At 72.4% G+C, this 16,082-nt stretch carries 13 protein-coding genes; 12 read left to right on the top strand and 1 reads right to left on the bottom strand.

Going from position 1 to position 16,082, the window contains the following annotated elements; translation table 11 throughout:
- Nucleotides 1-11: 11 nt before the first annotated feature.
- The 11 genes from ABD54_RS20415 (at nucleotide 12) to ABD54_RS20365 (ending at nucleotide 10,546) form a co-directional block, all read left to right on the top strand.
- Nucleotides 12-341 (top strand): CD225/dispanin family protein, encoded by a 330-nt coding sequence (locus ABD54_RS20415; protein ID WP_082166915.1) that lies wholly within the window; start codon nucleotides 12-14, stop codon nucleotides 339-341.
- A gap of 102 nt (nucleotides 342-443) precedes the next feature.
- A complete protein-coding gene (locus ABD54_RS20410; RefSeq protein ID WP_047871124.1) occupies nucleotides 444-959 on the top strand; it encodes a DUF2752 domain-containing protein in 516 nt (171 codons plus the stop codon).
- Nucleotides 960-1,052: 93 nt separating this feature from the next.
- Nucleotides 1,053-1,382: a CD225/dispanin family protein gene (locus tag ABD54_RS20405; RefSeq protein ID WP_047871123.1), complete on the top strand. Its 330-nt coding sequence runs from the start codon at nucleotides 1,053-1,055 to the stop codon at nucleotides 1,380-1,382.
- A 221-nt stretch (nucleotides 1,383-1,603) separates the two neighbouring features.
- Nucleotides 1,604-2,410: an indole-3-glycerol phosphate synthase TrpC gene (gene trpC / locus ABD54_RS20400; protein WP_047871122.1), complete on the top strand. Its 807-nt coding sequence runs from the start codon at nucleotides 1,604-1,606 to the stop codon at nucleotides 2,408-2,410.
- Nucleotides 2,411-2,650: 240 nt separating this feature from the next.
- On the top strand, nucleotides 2,651-3,868 hold the full coding sequence (gene trpB, locus ABD54_RS20395; RefSeq protein WP_047871121.1) for a tryptophan synthase subunit beta: 1,218 nt from the start codon (nucleotides 2,651-2,653) through the stop codon (nucleotides 3,866-3,868).
- Nucleotides 3,865-4,683: a tryptophan synthase subunit alpha gene (gene trpA / locus ABD54_RS20390; protein ID WP_047871120.1), complete on the top strand. Its 819-nt coding sequence runs from the start codon at nucleotides 3,865-3,867 to the stop codon at nucleotides 4,681-4,683. The genes trpB and trpA overlap by 4 nt, the downstream gene beginning before the upstream one ends.
- 615 nt (nucleotides 4,684-5,298) lie before the next feature.
- Nucleotides 5,299-5,811: a MauE/DoxX family redox-associated membrane protein gene (locus tag ABD54_RS20385; RefSeq protein WP_047871119.1), complete on the top strand. Its 513-nt coding sequence runs from the start codon at nucleotides 5,299-5,301 to the stop codon at nucleotides 5,809-5,811.
- 45 nt (nucleotides 5,812-5,856) lie between these two features.
- A complete protein-coding gene (locus tag ABD54_RS20380) occupies nucleotides 5,857-6,837 on the top strand; it encodes a thioredoxin domain-containing protein (RefSeq protein ID WP_047871118.1) in 981 nt (326 codons plus the stop codon).
- 55 nt (nucleotides 6,838-6,892) lie between these two features.
- Nucleotides 6,893-8,005, top strand: a complete 1,113-nt coding sequence (gene lgt, locus ABD54_RS20375; protein ID WP_047871117.1) for a prolipoprotein diacylglyceryl transferase — start codon at nucleotides 6,893-6,895, stop codon at nucleotides 8,003-8,005.
- Between the two features lie 94 nt (nucleotides 8,006-8,099).
- Entirely contained in the window at nucleotides 8,100-9,344 is a 1,245-nt protein-coding gene (locus ABD54_RS20370) for a hypothetical protein (protein WP_047871116.1), read from the top strand.
- Nucleotides 9,345-9,502: 158 nt separating this feature from the next.
- The gene (locus ABD54_RS20365) at nucleotides 9,503-10,546 is read left to right on the top strand and encodes a hypothetical protein (protein ID WP_047871115.1); all 1,044 of its coding nucleotides are present in this window, start codon (nucleotides 9,503-9,505) and stop codon (nucleotides 10,544-10,546) included.
- A gap of 159 nt (nucleotides 10,547-10,705) precedes the next feature.
- Here ABD54_RS20365 and ABD54_RS20360 read toward each other — a convergent pair whose 3' ends face one another.
- A complete protein-coding gene (locus tag ABD54_RS20360; RefSeq protein WP_047871114.1) occupies nucleotides 10,706-12,481 on the bottom strand; it encodes a bis-aminopropyl spermidine synthase family protein in 1,776 nt (591 codons plus the stop codon).
- 585 nt (nucleotides 12,482-13,066) lie between these two features.
- Here ABD54_RS20360 and ABD54_RS20355 point away from each other — a divergent pair.
- The coding region (locus tag ABD54_RS20355; RefSeq protein ID WP_047871125.1) for a glutamate synthase central domain-containing protein at nucleotides 13,067-16,082 on the top strand (3,016 nt) is incomplete at its 3' end.

Below are 16,082 nucleotides of genomic sequence, written 5' to 3'. Positions count from 1 at the left end.
TGACCAGGCCGTTGTCCGGCGGCGGCTACGGCCCGCCCTCCGGCGGCTACGGCGCCCCCAGCGGTCCTCCGCCGGACAACGGCCTGGTCTGGGCCATCGTCGCCATCTTCTGCTGCTGGCCCTTCGCCATCCCCGGCATCGTCAACTCCACCAAGGTCAACGACCTGTGGAACCGCGGTGACCACGCGGGGGCCATGGAGGCACAGAAGCAGGCGAAGAAGTGGACCAAGATCGCCTTCATCGTCGGCGGCATCATGTGGGCGCTCCTCATCGCCTTCTACGTCGTGCTGTTCATCATCGGTATGAGTGCCGCCACCAGCCCGACCTACACCACCTATTAGCGGGGCGGGACTTCCGGTTCCCACCACGCTTGGCCCGCCCCCGAGCGCCTCAGCGCTCGGGGGCGTCCTTTCTGTCTGCCCCCGAACCTCTAAGCTGGTCACGTGTACCCACAGCACGAAGAGCCGTCCCGGAGCCAGCTCCCCCAGGCTCCGGTCGCGCCGCGTCCCCTGGTGGAGCGGCTCAGACGTCGGGCCGCGTCGCTGCACCCGGCCGTGTGGCCCGCCGGACTGGGCGTGCTCGGTCTGGCCGGAGCCACCCTCCTGCACTTCGTGGACCCCAACGAGCCCGGTAACTACCCCACCTGCCCCTGGTTGTTGATCACGGGTACTTTCTGTCCGGGCTGCGGCAGCATGCGGGCTATCGCTCTGCTCACCCGAGGTGAGATCCTGGCCTCCATCAGCATGAACCCCCTGCTGTGGCTGCTGCTGCCCTACGTCGCCTGGACCTACGGGCGCTGGCTCCTCCACTCCATACGGCCGCCCAAGGGGTACCCCAAACTGACACCGGGCTGGTTCCTGTGGGGCATGCTCATCGTCATCACGGCGCACTGGGTCCTGCGCAACCTCCCCTGGTTCTCCTTCCTCGCCCCCGGGACACCGCTCTTCCCCGGCTGGTAACCAGAACCAGGACGGCCCCGCCGCAGTCCTACCCGGCGAACCCGGCCGCGTGCCGCGGCACACGACAACGACGCTCTGAAAAGGTGCCATCACATGAGCTACGGTCCTCCCCACCCCGGTGGTTACGGTCCTCCCGGCGGCTACGGCGGCCCGCCCCCCGGCGGCCCGCCCAAGAACTACCTGATGCACAACATCCTCGGCATCCTCAGCTGCACCGTCATCGGCATCATCGGCCTGATCTTCTCCCTCCAGGTCAACAGCAAGTGGGAGATGGGCGACTACGCCGGAGCCCAGTCCGCCTCCGACACCGCCAAGATCCTGGGCATCATCGGCCTGGTCAGCTTCATCGTCTGCGCCGTCCTCATCGTGCTGTACATCCTGTTCTTCGTGGTCATGTTCGGCATGGTCGCCGCGAACGCCTAGCGCGCCTCCGGCGCTCCGCCCCGGCACGCCCGGGCGGAGCGTTCCAGGCCCCCAGGGGCCCCTCCGCGGAGTGTCACGCCGGGGTCGGCGGCCCCGTGGCGCCCACGGGTGGATACGATGACCAGCAACACGGTGCGGCGGTGTCCGATCCCGCCGCGCGAGGAGCCCGCACCCCGGGCCCACCGCCGTGCCGGCCCACTTTCACGAGGGAGCAGTAACTGGTGAGCGTGCTCGACGAGATCCTCGACGGAGTACGCGCTGACCTGGCGCAGCGGCAGGAGGACCTGCCCCTTGACCGCCTCAAGGCCCAGGCCGGGTCGGCGCCCACCCCGAAGGACGCCGAAGCCGCCCTGCGCCGCCCGGGCGTACACGTCATCGCCGAGGTCAAGCGGGCCAGCCCCTCCAAGGGCCCCCTCGCGGCCATCACCGACCCCGCGGCCCTGGCCCGCGACTACGAGGCCGGCGGCGCCGCCCTGATCAGCGTCCTCACCGAGCAGCGCCGCTTCAGCGGCAGCCTCGCCGACCTCCAGGCCGTCCACAAGGCGGTCGACACCCCGCTGCTGCGCAAGGACTTCGTGGTCAGCTCCTACCAGCTGTGGGAGGCCCGCGTCTTCGGCGCCTCCGCCGTGCTGCTCATCGTCGCGGCCCTGCCCCAGGAGGCCCTGGTCTCCCTGGTGGAGCGGGCCCGCTCGCTGGGCCTGACGCCGCTGGTGGAGGTCCACGACGAGGAGGAGGTCGCGCGCGCACTCGACGCCGGGGCCACCGTCGTCGGCGTCAACGCCCGCAACCTCAAGACCCTGGAGGTGGACCGGGACACCTTCTCCCGGCTCGCCCCCCTCATCCCCTCCGACGTCGTCAAGATCGCCGAGTCCGGTGTCCGCGGCCCGCACGACCTGCTGGCCTACGCCGGAGCCGGAGCCGGAGCCGTCCTGGTCGGCGAGAGCCTCGTCCGCGGACGCAACCCGCGCGAGGCCGTCGCCGACCTGGTCACCGCCGGGGCCCACCCCGCCCTGCGGGACCGGAACTAGGGGCCGCAGACCGTGAGAGGGTTGACGCAGGCACCGGCGGACGCGGCCGCGACGCGCCCCGTCCGCGGATGGCGATGGCTCTAGGGAACCCGCGCCAGTGAGCCGCGGGTTCCCGCCGCCGCGTTGACCACAGTCAGAACGCGCCGCCGGAGCCGGGCGGCGCACAGCCGGTCGGCGCGCGGACCCCGCGGCGCGAGGCCGGGGGAGCCCCGCGCTCGGCCCTTCCCAGGAGAGCGTGCAATGAGCCACGACCAACCCCTGCCCGACCAGCTCGGGCACTACGGACGCTTCGGCGGCCGCTTCGCGCCCGAATCCCTCGTCGCGGCCCTCGACGAAGTGGCCGCGGAGTGGGAGAAGGCCAAGCAGGACCCCCAGTACCAGGCCGAACTCGCCGAACTGCTCAAGGACTACACCGGGCGCCCCAGCGCCCTGAGCGAGGCCCGCAACTTCTCCGAGCACTGCGGCGGCGCGCGGATCCTGCTCAAGCGCGAGGACCTCAACCACACCGGATCGCACAAGATCAACAACGTCCTCGGCCAGGCCCTGCTCACCAGGCGCATGGGCAAGACCCGCGTCATCGCCGAGACCGGGGCCGGACAGCACGGCGTGGCCACCGCCACCGCCTGCGCACTGCTCGGCCTGGAGTGCGTGATCTACATGGGCGAGGAGGACACCCGCCGTCAGGCGCTCAACGTCGCCCGCATGCGCATGCTCGGCGCCGAAGTCGTCCCCGTCACCATCGGCAGCCGCACCCTCAAGGACGCCATCAACGAGGCCTTCCGCGACTGGGTGGCCAACGTCGACCGCACCCACTACCTGTTCGGCACCGTCGCCGGACCGCACCCCTTCCCCAAGCTCGTGCGCGACCTGCACTTCGTGGTCGGCCAGGAGGCCCGCGAACAGGTCCTGGAGCGCGTCGGCAGGCTCCCCGACGCGGTCGCCGCGTGCGTGGGAGGCGGCTCCAACGCCATGGCCGTCTTCGCGGCCTTCATCCCCGACGAGGAGGTCGCCCTGTACGGCTTCGAGGCCGGGGGAGAGGGGGCGCAGACGCCCCGCACTGCCGCCTCCATCACCGCTGGCAGCACCGGCGTCTTCCACGGGGCGCGCACCTTCGTGCTCCAGGACGAGTACGGCCAGACCCTGCCCAGCCACTCCATCTCCGCCGGACTCGACTACCCGGCGGTGGGCCCCGAGCACGCCTACCTCGCCGACACCGGCCGCGCCGCCTACGAGCCGGTCACCGACGCCGAGGCCATGGAGGCCTTCCGGCTGCTGTGCCGCACCGAGGGCATCATCCCCGCCATCGAGAGCGCGCACGCCCTGGCCGGCGCCCGCAGGCTCGGCGAGCGCCTCGGCCCGGAGGCCGTCATCCTGGTGAACCTCTCCGGGCGCGGCGACAAGGACGTTGACACCGCGGCCGCCTACTTCGGCCTCGTCGACCCGGAGGGACAGGCGTGAGCGCCACCGCACTGCAGACCAAGCTCGCCGAGGCCCGCGAGGCCGGACGCGCCGCCCTTATCGGCTACCTGCCCGCCGGGTTCCCCGACGTGGAGTCCTCCGTCCGGGTCATCCAGGCCATGGTGGAGGGGGGCTGCGACGTCGTCGAGGTCGGCCTGCCCTACTCCGACCCCATGATGGACGGCCCCACCATCCAGCGCGCGGCAGACCGCGCCCTGGCCGCGGGCACCACCACCGACGACGTGTTCCGGGTGGTGGAGGCCACCGCGGCCACCGGCGCCGCCGCCGTGGTGATGTCCTACTGGAACCCCATCGAGCGCTACGGGGTCGAGCGCTTCGCCGCGAACCTGGCCAAGGCGGGCGGGGCCGGGGTGATCACCCCCGACCTCATCCCCGAGGAGTCCGGGGAATGGGTGGCCGCCTCCGACTCCTGCGGCCTGGACCGGGTGTTCCTGGTCGCGCCCTCCTCCACCGACCGGCGCCTGGCCCTGACCACGCGCGAGTGCACCGGCTTCGTGTACGCCGCCTCGCTCATGGGCGTGACCGGTACCCGCACCCAGGTCGCCGACACCGCCGCCGCGCTGGTGCGGCGCACCCGCGAGGCGACCCGCGACTCCGGCCTGCCCGTCTGCGTGGGCCTGGGCATATCCACCGGGGCCCAGGCCGCCGAGGTGGCCGCCTACGCCGACGGCGTGATCGTCGGCGCCGGGTTCTGCCAGCGCGTCCTGGACGCGCCGGACCTGGAGACCGGGCTCGTCGCGGTCCGCTCCTTCGCCCAGGAACTGGCGCAGGGCGTGCGCTCGGGCCGCGCCTGACCCGGGGAACCCGCGGCCAGCGGGACGCGTGAACACCGGCGGGGGCCGTCCACGGGACGGCCCCCGTTCCCGTCGTGCGCCGCGGCCCCCGCACCGCCGCGCAGGGTAAGGCGACGGTCAAGCCGGTGAGAATCGGGTGAGAGAGTCCCCGGAGAGCCTCCCGTCACCCTTATGACCAGGTACTCATGAAGGGGGCCGGACAGCCCCGCCCCGGGCGAGGCCGCTCGCTGCGCCCGAAATCCCGGACGCAGGGTCACGCACTCAACACAAGCAGTAGGATCTGACCCGACGCGAAGGGAGACGGGTCGCCCACTCAGCGTGGTCGCGGGGTCTCCCTCCTCCGACGTCCGCCCGACCGCCCCTTGGGGCCGTATCCGCCCGGACGCGCACGTGACGGGCGGCGGCGCGCGGTGGCGGTGGCCACATCCCCGCGTTCCGGGAACCCCGCACGGCCCGGCGACGACTCCAAGGAAGGACCCGCGTCCGCTCCGGCGGACGCCACGGCCACGGCCGCACCGAACGGAAGGAGGCAGGGGCCCCGCTCCCGCCCGCAGACGGGGGCATCCGCCCCGCACATCCGATGAACCGCCCGCTCTCTCCCCGGAGGCCGCAGTGATGGACACCACCGAACAGACCCCCGCCGCCCGACCCGCGCCCGGATCGCGCTGGGAGGCCGTCCAGCCCTGGCTCAGCCTCGCCTGCCGCGTCGGACTGGCCGCCGTCCTGGTCTTCGCCGCCGTCTCCAAGTTCCCCCCGGCCCTGTCCGTCCAGGCGGTCGAGGCCTACGACCTCTTCCCCGCCGAGGCCGCGCGGTTCATCGGCTACACCCTCCCCCTGTTCGAACTCGCCCTGGCCGCGCTGCTCCTGGTCGGGCTCGCCACCCGCTACGTCGGCGCCGTCAGCGCGCTGCTCATGGTCGTCTTCATCGCCGGAATCGTCTCCGCCATGGCCCGTGGGCTGAGCATCGACTGCGGCTGCTTCGGCGGCGGCGGACAGGTCGACCCGGAGGAGACCACCTACGGGCTCTCCATCGCCCGCGACATCGCCTTCGCGGCGATGGGCGCCTTCGTCGCGGTCTGGCCGCGTTCGCCCTTCGCCGTCGACCGCGCACTCGGCCTCTTCCGGTGACCCCGGACGGCCGACCGTATCCAGCAGTGAGGAACAGGGGAAGACATGGGCAGTGAAGCGCGCAGGCGCTCCCGCGAGAAACTCAAGGAGCAGAGGGAGAGGGACAAGCGCAAAGCCAAGCGCAACAGGACCCTCATCGTGCTGGGCGCCGCCGCCGCGGTCGTACTGCTCATCGTCGGCATCGGCTACGCCGCCCTCAACGCCGACCGCCGCAGCGGCGAGTACGAGGGGGCCCTGGCTCCGACCACCCTCCAGCAGGACGGCAGCGTCGTCATGGCCCGGGAGGGGGCCTCGGCCCCCGTCGTCGAGGTCTACGCCGACTACCAGTGCCCCGCCTGCCGCCAGTTCGAACTCCTCAACGGCGGCGTCCTCAAGGAGAACGCCGCCCAGGGCGAGGCCATCGTCCACTACCGGCCTGTCAGCATCTTCGCCCAGCAGCCGGTGCCCCTGAGCAGCAACTCGCTGCGCGCGGGGGCCGCCGCCCGCGCCGCCGCCGAACACGACCGGTTCGTGCGCTACAACGACATCCTCTTCGAGAACCAGCCCACCGAGCGCACCGAGGGCTTCACCGTCGACCAGCTCAAGGAGTGGTTCGCCGAGACCGACCCCACCCCGGAGCAGCAGGAGCGGTTCGACCAGCGGGTGGACGACGAGGCCGCAGTGGTCTCCCGGTTCACCGAGGAGTTCCTGCCCGCCCTGACCGAGGACGCCGTGGCGCAGATCGGCGAGGAGACCCTCGCCACCATGGTGCTTTCCGACCTGCTGGCCTGGGGCGCCGAGCACGGCCACGACCCCTCGTTCCTGGAGGGGACGTACACGGGCCAGATCATCGAAGCCACCGGGAACGCCTACACTCGCTACAGCGGAGACAACGCCTTCCGCGGAACGCCCTCCGTCTACATCAACGGTGAGTTGCTCGACAACGACACCGCCATGACCGCCCGGGGCCTCAACGAGGCGATCGCCTCAGCGGAGCCCGGCGAGGTCGACACCCAACCCACAGGCGACGGGGGTGGCGCGGAGTAGCCATCCCCGAAGACACCCCCGCACGCGGGGCGAACCCGAGAGCAGACCAGTGACATTGTCGTCGACAGCCACGGAGGGCGCGGTCGAGTTCGGCCGGGCCCTCGCGGCCTTCCCCAGCCCGCAGGTCAACTCCATCCCCATCGGGCTGCTGCAGATCCACTTCTACGCCCTGTGCATCCTCGCCGGAGTCATCGTCGCGGTGCTGTGGAGCGAGCGGCGCTGGGCCGCCATGGGCGGTGAGAAGGGCACCATCATGGACATGGCCGTGTGGGCCGTGGTCCTGGGCCTGATCGGCGGACGCCTCTACCACGTCATCAGCGACGCGCAGTTGTACTTCGCCGAGGGCCGCGAGCCCATCCGCGCCCTGTACATCTGGGAGGGCGGGCTCGGTATCTGGGGAGCCATCCCCATGGGCGCCCTGGGCGTGTGGCTGGTGGCCCGCAAGCGCGGCCTGTCCATGTCCAAGCTCTCCTTCGCCATCGCCCCCACCATCCCCCTGGCCCAGGCGTTGGGCCGCTGGGGCAACTACTTCAACCAGGAACTGTTCGGCAGGCCCACCGACCTGCCCTGGGCCGTGGAGATCACCCCCTACCCCAACGGCGCCCTGCGCCCGGGCATGGAACTGGGTGTGAGCACCTACCACCCCACCTTCCTCTACGAGTCCCTGTGGTGCCTGGGCCTGGCCGTCCTGCTGGCCTGGGCGGGACGGCGCTACGAGCGCTCCCTCCAGGGAGGGCGCCTGTTCGCCCTCTACGTCGCGGGCTACTGCGCGGGCCGGTTCTGGATCGAGTACCTGCGCGTGGACCCGGCCAACGACTTCCTGGGCCTGCGCCTGAACAACTGGACCTCCCTCCTGGTCCTCCTCGCGGCCCTGGCCTACTTCGTGTGGGCGGGACGGCGCATCGACTCCTTCTCCAGCGCCGTCGTCCCCCACGGCCACGACGCCGGAACCCAGGTGTTCGGGCCCACAACCGACGGTGAGACGCGTGACGACGGCACCGTCTACAGCGCCCTGGACAGCGAGGAATCGCGTGTCGGTTCGCAAAGCTCCAGCTCACGGGAGGCGGGGACGGAATACCACCCGAGCCCTGAACGATCTAGTAGCGAGGGCTCGACCGACAGGGACGCCGGGGACACGGGAACCGAACCCGGGACGAAGCCCGAGTAGACACAGGGAAGCCGCGTGGACCGGCCGTGTCCGGACACGCATCTGGGCCCCTGTACCTTTCGAGCAGACCACGGGTTGACGATTGAGAAAGACCGTGAGCAGAGCTGAGTCCGGGTACGGCCGCAGAGGCCGCCGCGCCCAAAGCGCCCGCACCGAGGACCGCGCCGACGACCAGATCCTGGACCGGGACGAGGAGGCCTACGACCCCGAGGAGGACTTCTCCGCGGAGTACGGCCACACCCGCCCCGCCGACGACGGCTACGACGACGGACCCTATGACGACGCGTCCTACGACGAGGACGCCTACGACGGGGGAGAGGGCGCCGACGGCGCCGACGCGGACGGCGCCGAGGACACCGGCGGCCGCGCCCCGCGCCGCAGGAAGGGGGGCGGGGCCCGCGGCTCCTCCCGCCGCAGGGCCCCGGGCAACCGGGCCGCCGGAGGCAGGCGGGCCGGAGCCACGGGGGTGAACAAGGTCTCGGCCTTCTCCGCCGCCGCTATCAAGAGGGTCTCGGTCCTGGGCGACCGCCCCAACCAGATCGTGTACACCCTCGCCGAGCAGAGCAAGCGCAAGCGCGGCACCGCCGTGCTCGGCCTCCTGCTCGGAGCGTTCAGCGTCGCGCTGGTCGCCCTCCTCGGCCTGCTGTCCTACCAGCTCTTCGCCGGGAACGGCGGTGCCGTCGCGGGCGGGGACGACACGGTCGTGGCCCCGCCTGAGGGGCACAGCACCCTGACCCCGGAGCTGTACCTGTCCGAGCCCAACCGCGAGGACGTCTTCGGCGCCATCAACGAGCGCCCCGAGGGCACCGAAGCGATGACCGAGGAGAGCGTCTTCGATCCGGTCCGCGAGATCGGTCTGGACGACGTGAACCTGGAACTGCGCCAGGGCTCGATCACCGACTCCTGCACCTCCCTGGTGTGGGGCGAGGAACTCGGCCAGAGCCTGATCGACGCCAACTGCGTCCAGGCCGCCTCCGGCGTGTACACCGACGGCGACGAGCAGCACGTGGCCCAGTTCACCCTGTTCGACCTGGCCAACGCCGAGGCCGCGGCCGAGGTCGAGCGCGAACTGGACCCGACCAACGCCGAGAGCGGCACCGGGTTCCTGCTCACGCAGACCGGCGACGAGGTCCCCGGCCTCCGGGACGGTTACAGCCAGGCCACGACCCAGGTCATGGGCCACTACCTGGCCGTGTTCTGGGTGGCCGACACCGACGGCTCCCCGCCCGGGGACGACACCGACATGGCGACGCTGAGCGTGGCCTCCATGAACGCGGCGCGCTACGTCTACGAGGAGGTCGTGGCCGTGGACCAGGCGGCGGAGCAGGCCGAGGAGTAGTCTGTCCGGGCCCGTCGGAGGCCCCGATAGGATCTGCGACAGACCGACCCTAGGTCACACGAGGCGCGGCGAGGATTCCCGGCCTCACACACCCCCGAACACACCGGTCCGGCCCGCGTACGCGCGGGCCGGACCGCATCCGAGGAAAGGTCCATTGGGTGTCCCCTTCTGAACCGTCGGCGTCCGGACCCGCGGGGCGTCGGAGGAAGACCAGCGAGCCCGACACCGAGTCCGAGGGGCGCTCCTCCCGGGAGGGCGGGCGCCGACGGGCCGGGGGGCGCAGGAAGAAGGAGTCCAGGCGCCTGGGCCCCCTCATCGCCATCGTGGCCGGAGTGCTGGTCGTGGCGCTGACCGCCCTCGGCGTGTTCCTGTACCTCGACGCGGGGGAGGGCGGCGAGGGGCAGGCCGCCCCCCAGACCCGCCCCGCCGTGTACCGGGTCGTCGACGCCGGCAGCATGAACGAGGTGCTCGCCACCCGCGAGGCCGACAGCCGCCCCCTCAACGAGAACGAGCTGTTCGGGGACCGCAACGCCGAGATCTCCAGCCAGAGCATCGACTTCGCCCTGGGCGAATCGGTCCTGGCCGAGGACTGCGCCGCCGCGGTGTGGGGCGAGCCCGCCAAGGCCGCCCTGGCCGAGGCCGACTGCACCCAGGCCGGGCGCGCCACCTACGTGTCCGACACCTACTTCGGCGTCGTGGCCGTGTTCAACCTCGCCGACGTCGAGGGCAGCCGGGCGGTCGCCGCGGCGCTAGCCGAACCCGAGGGGGAGGGCGCCCGCGACCCCGGCTTCGTACTCTCGCCGTCCGGCGCCGAGCCCTTCGACCGCCTGGGCGGCGGCTACAGCGCCAGCGACGCCGTCGTCAGCGGCCACTACCTCGTCCTGGTGTGGGTGCAGCCCACCGAATCCGAGTCGGTGGAGGACAGGGTCAGCCTGTCCGGGCCGCTCGTGGCGCTGGCCAACTTCCGCGACCCCCTCTACCGGCGCATGGTGCAGCAGGAGGGCACCACCGGCGGCGGGACCGAGGGGACGACGGAGGGCACCGAGGGCACCGGGACCGGGGGAACCGGCACGGATGGCACGGGCACCGAGGGCCTGGGAACCGACGGAACGGGCACCGACGGCAGCGGCGTCGAAGGCGAGAGTGTGACCGGTACCGAGGGCACGGGTACGGAGCTGCCCGGGGCCACCGGCACCGGCTGAGCCTTGCCCGCACACACGAAGGGGCCCGCGGCACCGCCGTAGGCCCCTTCGCCGTCTCCGGGACGGGCACGCGACAGCCCGTTGGCTGGCCGGAGCCGTTGCTGGTGTGACGCAAGGACCCCGAACTGCGATCGGCCCAGGGGGCGGGCCGGTACAGCGTCAGGCCGGGGAGGACCCCACCCGCTCCAGGAGGTCGGCCGCGACCCCGCGCAGCTCACCGAACCGGTGCTCGGGCAGGTCCAGCAGGGTGTGCCCGGACACCCACCCCGGCGCCGCGGCCACCGCGTGGCGCGCCGTGCGCTTGTTGACCGGGTTCTCCAGCCGCGCCGACACCTCCACCAGCCCCGCCCGCAGAGTCGCGGTGAGCGTGCCGTGCGCCCTCTCCTGCACGTACACCAGCAGCCGCTCCACCGCCGAGTCGGCGTCCGGGCGCCGGATCAGCCGCACCGCGGTCAGGTCGTCCGCGCCGAAACCGCGCAGGAACCGCACCCCGAAACGCGGCTCCACCAGTGCGCGAAGCCCCCGCTGCCCCGCCTCGTCGCGCACGCACGCCGCCGAGGACGGCACCAGCACGTACACGGTGTCCCCGGCGGCGGCCAGGGCCGCGCGCGCCGCCCAGCGGTCCCACCCGCCCGTGAGATTGACCACCGAGCGGCCGCCGCCCTGCCCGGGCGCCTCCAGCCACGTGGACAGACGCACCCGCCCCGCCCCGGCGACCTCGCCCGGCCACGCGCCCACCAGCGTCGGCGCGCGGTCAGCGGCGGCCTCCCCGGCTCCACCGGTACCCGCGGTCTCCTCGGCCACCCGGTCCAGCGCCGCGCGGGCCCGGACGGCGTCCAGACCGCCCCGGGCCTCCTTGGCGTTCACCCCCTGGCTGTACACGCGCGCCACCTCGCCGGACGGAGCGGGCAGCGCGCGAGCCAGCGGCCGCAGCACGTACAGGTCGGAGGCCGCGCCGATCGACTCGGCCCCGTGGTAGCGGTTGAAGTCCGGCCATACCGCCTCCAGCAGCAGGTCCATCCGCACCAGCCGCGCCTGCGTGGCCGCGGCCAGCCGCGGTGTGGTCTCACTGGCCCCGTAGGCCACCAGCACCCGGCCCCGGCGGGGATCGGCCATCCCCTCCACACCGCGCCGCACGAACAGCTCCACCCCGTCGGGCGTGTAGGGGGGATCGGTGAACACCACGTCCGCGCCGCCGCGCACCGCGGGCGGCAGCCCCAGGCGCAGGTCCGCGGCGTGCGTGCGCACCGCCAGCCCCAGATCGGCCGCCAGCGCGTCGATGTGGGCCAGGACCCGCTCGTCGATGTCCACGACCTGCGCCCGGGCGCCCGGGCAGACCAGGGTCAGCGCCACCGAGGTCAGGTCGTGGTCGCCCACGCACAGGAGCGTCCGGTCGCGCAGGTCGAACCGGGTGGACAGCAGCAGCGCCCGGCGCAGAGCGGTCTCCGCCGTCGCGGCGACGTGGTCCAGGTCCAGGTCAGAGGCGGGCCCCGCCTCCACGGCCCGCGCCAGCTCCGCCAGCGCCCGGGAGTAGCGGGGGAGCAGGTGGGCCACCGGGTCGGCGGGTTCCTCCCCGGCCGCGCCCGCGTAGCGCCCGGGCCGCACCAGGCGCACCCGGCCCCGGCCGTCCCCGGGCGCCAGCTCACCGGCCTCAGTCAGGGCCGCCATCAGCGATGACACCAGCGCGTACGCGACGCCGCTGGCGCGCACCAGCGCGTTCGCCTCCCACTCGCGCCCGTCCGAGAGCAGCGCCAGCACGCGGCGCAGCCGGGGCGCGTCCACGCCGTGACCGCGCAGCAGCTCCGCGGCGGGCTCGGGAAGGGGCGGCGGGCCGTCGAGGGAGCGGTCGGCGCGGGCGGAGTCGCCGTCCGCGACCGGCACCCGCCCGGAGGCAGCGGAAGGGGGGCCGTCCGGGCCCGGAGGAGTCGCGTGCATGCACCGATCGTCCCACGGGCGCGGGGGCGGCGCGCGGCCCGCCGCCACCCAGGTCAGCGGCGCCGCCCGGTGAGGGGGATATCACTCACGGACCCGCCCCCCGCCCCCTTGGGGGCGCGATTAACACCGGGGTAATGTGGGCGTGCGGCGTGTTGCGCCCGCGTGACCGAAGTGGCGTTCCCCACCTTCAAAGTTGGTGTTTCGGCCTCTTTAGGAGGTTTAGCGGGGTTTCCTCGTGGAAAAACCCGCTAGGCCAGCCCACACCGGGAACCTCTCCCGGAGCGCGCCCGAGCCCGCACACGGGGGCGCGGCCAGGGGCCACCGGCGCACCGCGGCGCCACATGGTCTAGACCTGCGATTAACGTCGCGGCTGGACCGGCGTGTATAAGAGAACCTGCCCGTCACGGGCGACCCCACCCGCCACCGGCGACCACGAGGACGTGGCCGCACGACGGAGGCGGCCACGGCGCCCGACGGCGGCCACCGCCGCACCACGCGGCGACACAACTCCATCCGCACGCAGCAGGGCCAACGTCGTCCCGGATGCGCTTTTCACGAAGCCGACGCAAGACGACAGGAGGGTAGATGCCTGCTGGCCAGGTGCGGCGTTCGTCCGTCCGAACGAACCCCGAGACCACTTCCCAGGGCCTGTACGACCCCGCTTTCGAGCACGACGCCTGCGGTGTGGGCTTCGTCGCCGACCTCACTGGACGTCGTAGCCACGACATCGTCGAGAAGGCGCTCACCGTACTCCGCAACCTCGACCACCGCGGAGCCTCCGGTGCCGACCCCGACGACGGAGACGGCGCGGGCATCCTCACCCAGATCCCGCACGAGCTCTACACCGAGGTCTGCGACTTCACCCTGCCCCAGGCGGGCGCCTACGCCACCGGCATCGGGTTCCTGCCCGCCGACGCGGCCGAGCGCGCCGCCGCCGTCGAGCGCATCAACGCCATCGTCGCCGAAGAGGGCCTGACCCTGCTCGGCTGGCGCGAACTGCCCTTCGAGCCCCAGTACAGCGGTCCCGCCGCCCGCCAGGCCATGCCCTACTTCGGGCAGCTCTTCATCACGGGCACCCCCGGCACCGCGACCGAGGGCCTCACCGGCATCGAGCTGGAGCGCCACGCCTACTGCGTACGCAAGCGCGCCGAGCACGAGAGCGACGTCTACTTCCCGAGCCTGTCCCCGCGCACCATCGCCTACAAGGGCATGCTCACCACCCCGCAGCTGGAGCCGTTCTTCCCAGACCTGTCCGACCGGCGCTACGCCTCCGGCCTCGCCCTGGTCCACTCCCGCTTCTCCACCAACACCTTCCCGTCCTGGCCGCTCGCCCATCCGTTCCGCTACGTCGCGCACAACGGCGAGATCAACACCGTCAAGGGCAACCGCAACATGATGCGGGCGCGCGAGGCCAAGCTCGCCAGCGACCTCATCCCCGGCGAGCTCGACCGGATCTTCCCCATCGTCGACCCCGACGACTCCGACACCGCGTCCTTCGACGACGCCCTGGAACTGCTCCACCTGGGCGGACGCTCCCTGCCGCACGCGGTGCTCATGATGATCCCCGAGCCCTGGGAGAACCACACCGAGATGGACCCGGCCGTCCGGGCCTTCTACGAGTACCACTCCACCCTCATGGAGCCCTGGGACGGCCCCGCCTCGGTGTCCTTCACCGACGGCACCGTCGTCGGCGCGGTCCTGGACCGCAACGGCCTGCGCCCCGGACGCTACTGGGTCACCGAGGACGGCCTCGTCGTCCTCGCCAGCGAGGCCGGCGTCCTGGACATCGACCCCGCCGCCGTCGTGCGCAAGGGACGCCTCCAGCCCGGCCGCATCTTCGTCGTCGACACCGCGCAGGGGCGCATCGTCGAGGACGAGGAGATCAAGGCCGAACTCGCCGCCCAGCACCCCTACCAGGAGTGGATCGACACCGGCGTCCTGCGCCTGGCCGACCTGCCCGACGCCCAGCCCGCCCCGGTCACCGAACTCCAGCGCGCCCAGCAGGTCTTCGGCTACACCGAGGAGGAACTGCGCGTCATCCTCACCCCCATGGCCCGCACCGGCGCCGAACCCATCGGTTCCATGGGCACCGACACCCCGGTGGCCGCGCTCTCCGAGCGCTCCCGCCAGCTCTTCGACTACTTCTCGCAGAACTTCGCCCAGGTCACCAACCCGCCCCTGGACGCCATCCGCGAGGAGATGGTCACCAGCCTGGCCACACTCCTGGGCGCCGAGCACAACATCCTCGACGCCGCACCCGGCAGCACCCAGCGCCTCGTCCTGCCCACCCCGGTCGTCGACCAGGCCGAACTGGCAGCCATCGTCGCCGCCGGACAGGACAACCCGGCCCTGAAGCCCTTCACCGTCGACGGCACCTACCCCGTCGAAGGCGGCGGCGACGCCCTCTCCGCACGCCTGGAGCAGATCAACACCGAGGTCTCCGCCGCCATCGCCGACGGCGCCCACATCCTCGTGCTCAGCGACCGCGGCGCCGACGCCGACCGCGCGCCCATCCCGTCGCTGCTGCTCACCGGCTCGGTCCACCACCACCTCGTCCGTGAGAAGACCCGTACCGAGGTCGGCCTCCTCATCGAGGCCGCCGACGTGCGCGAGTGCCACCACGTCGCCCTGCTCATCGGTTACGGCGCCTCCGCGGTCAGCCCCTACCTGGCGCTGGCCACCGTCCGCGACCTCGTGGAACGCGGAAGCCTCGGCGGCGTCGACGCCGACCAGGCCGTCCGCAACACCGTCAAGGCGTTCGGCAAGGGCGTCCTGAAGATCATGTCCAAGATCGGCGTGTCCACGGTCAGCTCCTACACCGGAGCCCAGATCTTCGAGGCACTGGGCCTGGGCGCCGAGGTCATCGACCGCTGCTTCACCGGCACCACCTCCCGCCTGGGCGGCGTCGGCTTCGACGTCCTCGCCGAGGAGGTCGCCATCCGCCACCGCAGCGCCCACACCCCCAACCCCAGCGCCCACCGGCGCCTGGAGGTCGGCGGCGAGTACCAGTGGCGCCGCGAGGGCGAACCGCACCTGTTCAGCCCCGAGACAGTCTTCAAGCTCCAGCACTCCACCCGCACCCGCCGGTACGAGATCTTCAAGGAGTACACCTCCCAGATCGACGACCAGTCCCAGAAGCTCATGACCCTGCGCGGTCTCCTGCGCTTCAAGGACGGCGTGCGCGAGCCCGTGCCCGTCGACGAGGTCGAACCCGTCTCGGAGATCGTCAAGCGCTTCTCCACCGGAGCCATGTCCTACGGCTCCATCTCCGCGGAGGCCCACCAGACCCTCGCCATCGCGATGAACCGCCTCGGCGGCAAGTCCAACACCGGCGAGGGCGGAGAGGACCCCGACCGCTTCACCCCCGACGCCAACGGGGACCTGCGGCGCAGCTCCATCAAGCAGGTCGCCTCCGGCCGCTTCGGCGTCACCTCGCACTACCTCACCAACGCCGACGACATCCAGATCAAGATGGCCCAGGGCGCCAAGCCCGGCGAGGGCGGCCAGCTGCCCGGCCACAAGGTCTACCCGTGGGTCGCCCAGACCGGGCTTGGCGCCCTGGGCCATCTTGATCTGGATGTCGTCGGCGTTGGTGAGGTAG

It is taken from the genome of Nocardiopsis sp. RV163 (assembly GCF_001029525.1).
Taxonomy (GTDB): Bacteria; Actinomycetota; Actinomycetes; order Streptosporangiales; family Streptosporangiaceae; genus Nocardiopsis; species Nocardiopsis dassonvillei.
This window is presented reverse-complemented; position numbering and strand designations above follow the sequence as displayed.

Bases quoted from the DNA above. Each gene is read 5' to 3' on its own strand.
- ABD54_RS20405 (WP_047871123.1), top strand. From the start codon at position 1,053: ATGAGCTACGGTCCTCCCCACCCCGGTGGTTACGGTCCTCCCGGCGGC.
- ABD54_RS20385 (WP_047871119.1), top strand. From the start codon at position 5,299: ATGGACACCACCGAACAGACCCCCGCCGCCCGACCCGCGCCCGGATCG.
- trpB (WP_047871121.1), top strand. From the start codon at position 2,651: ATGAGCCACGACCAACCCCTGCCCGACCAGCTCGGGCACTACGGACGC.
- ABD54_RS20380 (WP_047871118.1), top strand. From the start codon at position 5,857: ATGGGCAGTGAAGCGCGCAGGCGCTCCCGCGAGAAACTCAAGGAGCAG.
- ABD54_RS20360 (WP_047871114.1), bottom strand. From the start codon at position 12,481: ATGCACGCGACTCCTCCGGGCCCGGACGGCCCCCCTTCCGCTGCCTCC.